At 43.1% G+C, this 7,207-nt stretch carries 7 protein-coding genes; all 7 read right to left on the bottom strand.

The window, feature by feature from the left end:
* A partial coding sequence (locus AB4496_RS07215; protein ID WP_372130746.1) for a PAS domain-containing sensor histidine kinase occupies positions 1-944 on the bottom strand: 944 nt, incomplete at its 3' end.
* A 212-nt stretch (positions 945-1,156) separates the two neighbouring features.
* A complete protein-coding gene (locus tag AB4496_RS07210; RefSeq protein ID WP_009848557.1) occupies positions 1,157-2,620 on the bottom strand; it encodes a sigma-54 dependent transcriptional regulator in 1,464 nt (487 codons plus the stop codon).
* A 226-nt stretch (positions 2,621-2,846) separates the two neighbouring features.
* Positions 2,847-3,257, bottom strand: coding sequence for a flagellar export chaperone FliS (gene fliS / locus AB4496_RS07205; protein ID WP_009848558.1), 411 nt, complete (start codon positions 3,255-3,257; stop codon positions 2,847-2,849).
* Positions 3,258-3,269: 12 nt separating this feature from the next.
* Positions 3,270-3,575 (bottom strand): flagellar protein FliT, encoded by a 306-nt coding sequence (locus AB4496_RS07200; protein WP_009848559.1) that lies wholly within the window; start codon positions 3,573-3,575, stop codon positions 3,270-3,272.
* Positions 3,576-3,578: 3 nt separating this feature from the next.
* Positions 3,579-5,585 carry a flagellar filament capping protein FliD gene (gene fliD, locus AB4496_RS07195; RefSeq protein WP_369809713.1) on the bottom strand — a complete coding sequence of 669 codons (2,007 nt, stop codon included), beginning with the start codon at positions 5,583-5,585 and terminating at the stop codon, positions 3,579-3,581.
* A gap of 70 nt (positions 5,586-5,655) precedes the next feature.
* Complete coding sequence (flaG, locus tag AB4496_RS07190) at positions 5,656-6,081, bottom strand: flagellar protein FlaG (RefSeq protein ID WP_009848561.1); 426 nt, start codon at positions 6,079-6,081, stop codon at positions 5,656-5,658.
* An 81-nt stretch (positions 6,082-6,162) separates the two neighbouring features.
* On the bottom strand, positions 6,163-7,207 hold a 1,045-nt coding region (locus AB4496_RS07185), incomplete at its 5' end, for a flagellin (RefSeq protein ID WP_372104820.1).

Genomic DNA, 7,207 nt, shown 5'->3' with positions numbered 1-7,207 from the left:
GCTCGGCATACCATTTGTACAACCGCTAAACCTAGACCTGTGCCTTGAGAACGAGTGGTAAAGAAAGGTTCCATAATCTTACCTTGTAGTTCTTTAGGCACTCCGGGGCCACTGTCTTGCACTGATATCTTAAGTTCACCGTTTACGGGTCTAAAAAACACATCAATCTGCGATTTCTTGCCAGCAATTTGAACCGCGTTCAAAACTAGGTTACTTAAAGCAGAAGCGATAGCATTGGCGTTGCCAAACATTTGAGTCTTTTCATCTTCAACTTCCTGACAATAATCAATCTGGTTGCTTTTTAACGCAGCCTCCACCATAGGATGAAACTCAATGATGAGTTCCGCGATGGTGAATGGCTTAACCACCTTGTTGTCGCCACCTTTGGCAAACAACAGCATGTCATTCACTTGTTTCTCTAAATCATGCAACCTATCCATCAGCTTAGATTGAAAACGCGTTTTTGTTGCCGGCGGCAAATTTGGCGCGGCAAGGTTTGATGCATACAGCATCGCACTAGAAAGCGGCGTGCGAACCTGATGGGCAAGCGAAGCGACCATTCTTCCGAGTGAAGATAAACGCTGAAGATCGCTCACACGAGACTGCAGTAGGCGGGTTTCTGTCAGGTCTGTAATCAAAATAAGCTGACCTGTAGTCGAGGCTGAAATCGCTAAGCGCACTTTTCGCCCATTCTTCAATGAGATCTCATGCCCATCATCGTCCCTTGGTTCAAAGGCATTTTGTATTACCGAAAACCATTTCTCGCCAACCAACTCAACCCCGAGAATACGGTGTGCTTCAGGATTCGCTTCTCTCACTTCACCATGTGTATCTAACAAGATGACCCCCGCAGGCATAACATCGAGCACTTGCTTATAGCGCTCAACCTGTTGCTCAACAGAATCTAGATGTGATTGATTTTCTGGTTCGTTAGATAGGTGCATGTCAAAAATTTGCCTCAAATACTAAAACAGCCTGACATGTACAACACAAGTCAGGCTATTTGCTATATTTATCACATAGTTAAGCAAGCAACAACTCGACTATGGTTTATCTGTTCGTTTAGCTAAAGTTGCCAAAAAGCTAAAATGCTAAAATGCTAAAATGCTAAAATGCTAAAGTGTGTACTAGTTTTCGTTTTCATCGAAAATAGGCACTAACGCTGCAAGTTATATTTACGCATTTTTTCGACCAGAGTGGTTCTGCGCATTCCAAGCATGTCAGCAGCGCGAGCAACAATACCGCCCTGAGCCTCCAACGCTTGATTGATCATATTCACTTCCATATCAGCGAGTAGTTCTTTCAAGTTAACCCCTTCAGCGGGTAAATCTTGAGGTGCGTTCGCATTGTCAGCAAGCTCATCGTGCTGCTCAAAACTGAAGTCTTCTGAGAACAAGTCAGAAAGAGCATCTCGCTCTTGCTCTTCCTCTGATGCAAAATTATTAAACTCTGGCTGAAACTCTGGGATATCACTGTATCTATATTTAGTTGGTAGATGATTCACATCAACCAAGCTATTTGGATATAAAATAACCATTCGCTCAACTAAATTAGCTAACTCACGTACGTTGCCCGGCCAGCAATGCTCCATCAAAGAGTTGATGGCACGGGGAGTAAAACAGATTGGCATGCCACCTTCAGCTTCCATTCTGGTCATCAACTCCTGAAGCAATAGGGGAACATCTTCTTTTCGCTCCTGAAGCGATGGCATTTCAATTGGGAAAACGTTCAAGCGATAGTAAAGGTCTTCACGGAACAAATCATCTTCGATCATATTTTCAAGATTGCGGTGTGTTGCCGCAATCACTCGAACATCAGCTTGAATGGTACTATTGCCACCTACACGTTCAAAACTGCGTTCTTGTAAAACACGAAGCAACTTAACTTGCATCGCCATTGGCATATCACCAATTTCATCAAGAAACAGTGTACCACCTTCAGCCAACTCAAAACGGCCTTTACGTGCGGTAATTGCACCAGTAAACGCGCCCTTCTCATGACCAAACAGTTCACTTTCGAGCAAGTCTGGCGGTATAGCGCCACAGTTTACGGGAACGAAAGGTCCTGAACGACGTTTAGAATGATAGTGAACATTACGTGCTACAACTTCTTTGCCCGTGCCTGACTCACCAAGAATCAATACGTTTGCTTCAGTAGAAGAGACTTGTTCAATCAAGTGACGAACTTCTTGGATACCAACACTCTGCCCAACTAGACTACGAAAAAGCGTATTCTTACGCGCTGAAGGTACAATTTGAACGCCTTTACGGCCTAAGAAGTCTTTACAGTGTCTTAGTGCATCACTTAATTGCGGGTAGTTAAGAGGAAGTTCGAGTTCACCAACAAAGTTAGTAAGTTCGTCAACCGGGTAATCGTTTTTGCCAATCACCAGTAAAGGGATGTGATTAACATGAACAAGCTTTTCATTCAGTAATGCGAAGCCTTTGGCTTTAATTGAACCAATGATGCAACCGGCCCACTGTAGGGACCAGTCAACTTTGTATGCTTGTTCAGAGCTGATTACTTCGCAGCTCTCTCCTACAAACTCTAATATTGTGCTTAAATTGTGACGATTTTGAGCGTTATCATCGACGACAAGCAGTTTTGCCAAACCTTGCATAAGTAGGAATTATTGCCTTTATTTTGGTGCGATGCGGAAATTGGTAAGCGACGTAAGAGACAAAACAGAGAAAATATCAATGATTATAATCTACGTGGACAAATCTAGGAAACCAGCAACGAAAAAAGCCATTAGGCTATCTAATGGCTTCTATTTTATTTGATTATAAAAATAAGGCAACCAAGCAATTCAGAGATATGCGATTGGTTTAAACTGGGATGTTTCTTTAAATACCAACATCCGCAGACGTTAAATTGTGATATTCATTCGGAATTTGGTCCCAAGCGCTCTTAATTTCGCGGATAATATCAATAACATCATCAATTGGCTGAGGATCATTTTTGTGATTTGCAGCAGAAATTTGCGTGATCATAAACTCATAAAGTTGATCTAGATTTTTCGCAATGTCGCCACCATCGGACATTGATAGGCAACTACGCAGGCTAATAATGATATCTAGAGCCTTACTCAGTCGCTCACCTTTCACCGGAATGTTGCCCGCTTGCATTGCTGCTTTACCTTGAATTAAGCGCTCGATAGCACCAGCCATTAGCATCTGAACAATTTTATGCGGTGAGGCAGCTGTAAGCTGGCTATCCACTGATACCTTTTTATATGCCTGTAAAGAACCGCGCATAGTAAACCTCTTCTATAAAAACTTTTTGTATTGTTGAACTGATTTGGCAGCATGTCGGTATTTATGTAAGTTTTTACCTACTAGACCAGTCTCAGACTGCATCAGTTCGACCAATTGTCTTGTTCTCGAAATGGCTTCAAACCACTCGGAGCTTTGCTTAACGTCGGGATATGAATCGATTAATTGAAGCACGTTTTGCAATAACTGTTCTCTGTTATCGACAAGATGCACGATTTCTTCAGCATTAATTTCACTAAATTCGAGCTTAGACATAATTAATTGATCGAGCTCACAAAGCTCTTGAAGCAGTTTGCTCATCTATTAGCCCATTGCACTCATCATGCTGCCTAACTGAGATTGCATCTTGCTGGTCGCATCCTGCATAGCAGTGAACTTAGAGTGCGTGCGATTCTGCAGGCTATCCATACGGCGATCGAGCGCGACTTGGTCATCAACCAACCGATAGTTTTGTTCGACCAAGCTCTTCTCTCTCGTACGGATAGAACCGGTAACACCCGTGATCCCTTGAATCGCATCTTCGACTTTTTTAGCGAAGCCATTGTTACCACCAAAGAATTCACCCAACTTATCAAAGTGATTGTTGAGTTGACGGTCAAGCATATCGTAATTGATTTCTAGCGAGCCTTGTCTTGTGGTGGTGATGCCAAATTCAGTCAAAGACTTTAGATTGTCTGGCGCGTCTTCAATGCTTGATGAGAACACACCTTTCAATCGTGAATCTGCACTGCGTACTGTACTGTCGCCAGAGAGAGGGCCTTTTTGACCAGTCAGTGGATCGACACCCGCTAAGTCTTTAGATACTTGGTAAAACTGATTATAAGAGTTAACAAAAGCTTCAATATCTTCACGAACACGATTACGGTCGTACTCAACACCAATCTCTGCTGGCGGCTTATCTTTAGGGGTTTTACCTTTAACCGTAATATCAATACCTTCAACGGCATCTTCAATCACATTGTTATTGCTAGAGAGCTGAGCAATGCCGTCTAGAACAACCATAGAATTTTGTCCTGCTTGCACTTCAGTCATACCGCTGTATTGGTCAAAAGACTGTTGAGCTAACGCAAGGTCAGCTTGAGCTTTATCAACCTTCTCTAAGTGTGCTCGTTCTGCTGGAGATAATTTCGCTCTCTCTAATTGCTGAGCCTGAAGTGGGGTTAGTTCACCTCTTTCAACTCTCTTCGCTAACTCAGAACGTTCATCAACCAATTTACTTTCTATTCTGGCTTTCTCGGCATCGAGTTTCTGCTGTGCCTCTTTGGGAGTAACATAAGAATCCGTCAACGTACCAGCGGCAGTATTTGACCACCCTGGAATATCAGCTGCTTTCTCTATGGCTTTTTCGTCAAGCTCAAGTTCAGGCCTAAAAAAAGAATCGAGTAATGTACCTGAAGCGGTATTGTTCCACCCAGGGATTGTATCTTCTGGCATCCCTGAAGCCGCTAAAGCTGCCGCATCTAGCGCCTTCTGACCAGCCATTGCCGCAGCTTGACCATAAGTTAAATTGTCACGGTCAAATTCAGCGAAAGGATCTTCGGGTTCAACGACGGGTTCCGATTTTCTTTCATAAATAGGATTACCGTTTACATCAAATATAGTGTTTCCGTTAGCGTCTCGCAGAGGAACAGCGAAGCCGTCTGGAATAGGGTTACCGTCGGCATCCAATTTGGGAGGGGCATCAGCCAAGACGCCTTGCGCTACTGAGCGAGCATCTTCTAAGGCTTTCAGTCTTTCCGATAGGGTTTTATATTCTAATTTTTTTAGAGGGTTGTTATCTTCAGAGTCAACGTGGAGTTTTATTTGATTGTCTTCACCAGACATATTTGAAGCGAGGACTAACCGTGGTCCTTCTTTGTCGTTAATAATAGAAGCTCGAACACCCGGATTATCCCCGGCACTGTTAATTGCTCTAACAACATCACGCAGTTTTGAGTTAGCACTAACTTGTGTCTCGAAGCTCTCTTTACCAAGCGAAACCTGCAGCTTACCTGGGCCAAATTTCATGTCCTCTGATAGTACATCAGAAGCCACTTTATGGCTCTGGGCAAGCTGCAACACATCGATAGCATATTTGCCAGCGATCGCTTCGGTAGTCGCGGTTGCAGAGACAAGACCTTCATCAGAGCTTTCTACTGTTCGTACAGCAAAAGCTTTGTCCTGGCGAAAGCTTGTCATCAGATTTTTCATCGAATCAAGGGACTCTCTGAGTCTTCCATAGGCACTAATGCTGGTGTCGATTCGCGTTCGTTCATTGTTGATTTGTTGCTGTTTAGGCACACGCTCCGAATCAACAATTTTGCTGACCATGGAATTGATATCCATGCCAGACGAAATCCCCATTGGGCCAAAACTCATTAAACCACCTCAATAATACGACTTAAACCTTAGCCTCCAATATTCCACTATTCGAGGTTTGGGCTGCTAGGCGCCTTAGAATTTCGAGCATTTCTTCATCGGGAATTTGGCGAATAATATCGCCCGTTGTGGTCTCATAAATGGTAACCACATCTCTCCCAGTCTCTTCATCAACCTTAAAAGCAACACCCTTGTTGAGAGAAGATATAAATTCGTTTACCTTCTCCACCATTTTGACTCGCTCCGCATCATTTAACTCTTGTCTATGTTGAGCTAATTTAATCGCCGCTTCGGTAGCCATCTCTTTCGATTTTTCTACCTTGTCATAAGATGTTGTTTCTTTCGGTTGTGAAGTACTCGACGCACTACTACCTTTATCGCTTGCAAATTTAATGCCATTAGGTGAGCCATAAGGCTGGATGTTCGATGCGTTAGATAATATTTCCATAACACTCTCCCTCCCAACTTTATGAGCCTAACAGTAAAACTCTACCTACAGTAGAGTTTACCGTTACTTACTGAAGTAAGTTTAGCCCAATAAGCTTAAAGCTGCTGATGGTGATTGTTTTGCTTGAGCTAAAATAGAAGTACTCGCTTGTTGTAAGATTTGAGACTTCGTCATTGCCGTTGTTTCTTTTGCGTAATCAGTATCTTTGATTCGGCTCTTAGACGCATTAACGTTTTCGTTAATATTTTCTAAGTTGCTGATTGCGTGGTCAAAACGGTTTTGGAATGCACCAAGAGAGGCACGATTACTGTCTACTGCCTTTAAGGCACCGTCAATAATAGATACAGCGTTGTTTGAACCTGCAACAGAAGTTACATCAATGTCGTTAACAGTAACATCCGTTACAATAGCCTTGCTGCTGCCAGGAATCTCTTTACCTTCTGCATCTTTACCAGAGCCAAGACCTAGCTCTTCAGCAAGAGAGCCGCCAAACTCAACATTACCATCAACTTTTTGGCTTGAAGCGAAGAGTTGCAATTTACCGCCTTCACCTACCGAAGCTTGAACATCCGGGCTTTGACCGTTTAGGTAAGTGGCAAGTTCTTCCATGTCATTACCTTTTTTCGCAGTAATCGACAGATCTTGAACGTCACCAAACTGATCTTGGTACTTCATCGTTAGGACAGAATCTTCACCTACGCGCCAAGACGTATCTTTCCCCTCAGCAACGCTATAACTCTTACCGCCCATCGCTTCAGTATCGGTACGCATATTATTCATTGTCAGCATTACTGCTTCACCAGAATCTGCACCAATTTGGAAAGATTGACTACCGAAAGTTCCGTTCAAAAGCTTATTACCACCAAAAGAGGTCGTTTCAGCGATACGGTTAAGCTCAGTGTTTAGAGCAGAGACTTCTTCTTGAATTGCAACACGTTCAGATTTCGTGTTTGAACCATTTGAAGATTGAAGAGAAAGGTCACGCATTCGTTGCAGGATATTGGTTGACTCATTCATTGCACCTTCAGCTGTCTGTGCAATAGAGATACCATCGTTCGCGTTTTTTACAGCCATATCTAGGCCACGACTTTGCGACGTTAAGCGGTTAGAGATTTGTAGGCCTGCA

Source organism: Vibrio sp. 10N.222.46.A1, assembly GCF_041473595.1.
Taxonomy (GTDB): Bacteria; Pseudomonadota; Gammaproteobacteria; order Enterobacterales; family Vibrionaceae; genus Vibrio; species Vibrio tasmaniensis_A.
This window is presented reverse-complemented; position numbering and strand designations above follow the sequence as displayed.

Coding starts and splice junctions, on each gene's coding strand:
- flaG (WP_009848561.1), bottom strand. CDS start 6,081: ATGGAAATATTATCTAACGCATCGAACATCCAGCCTTATGGCTCACCT.
- fliS (WP_009848558.1), bottom strand. CDS start 3,257: ATGCGCGGTTCTTTACAGGCATATAAAAAGGTATCAGTGGATAGCCAG.
- AB4496_RS07210 (WP_009848557.1), bottom strand. CDS start 2,620: ATGCAAGGTTTGGCAAAACTGCTTGTCGTCGATGATAACGCTCAAAAT.
- AB4496_RS07200 (WP_009848559.1), bottom strand. CDS start 3,575: ATGAGCAAACTGCTTCAAGAGCTTTGTGAGCTCGATCAATTAATTATG.
- fliD (WP_369809713.1), bottom strand. CDS start 5,585: ATGGTCAGCAAAATTGTTGATTCGGAGCGTGTGCCTAAACAGCAACAA.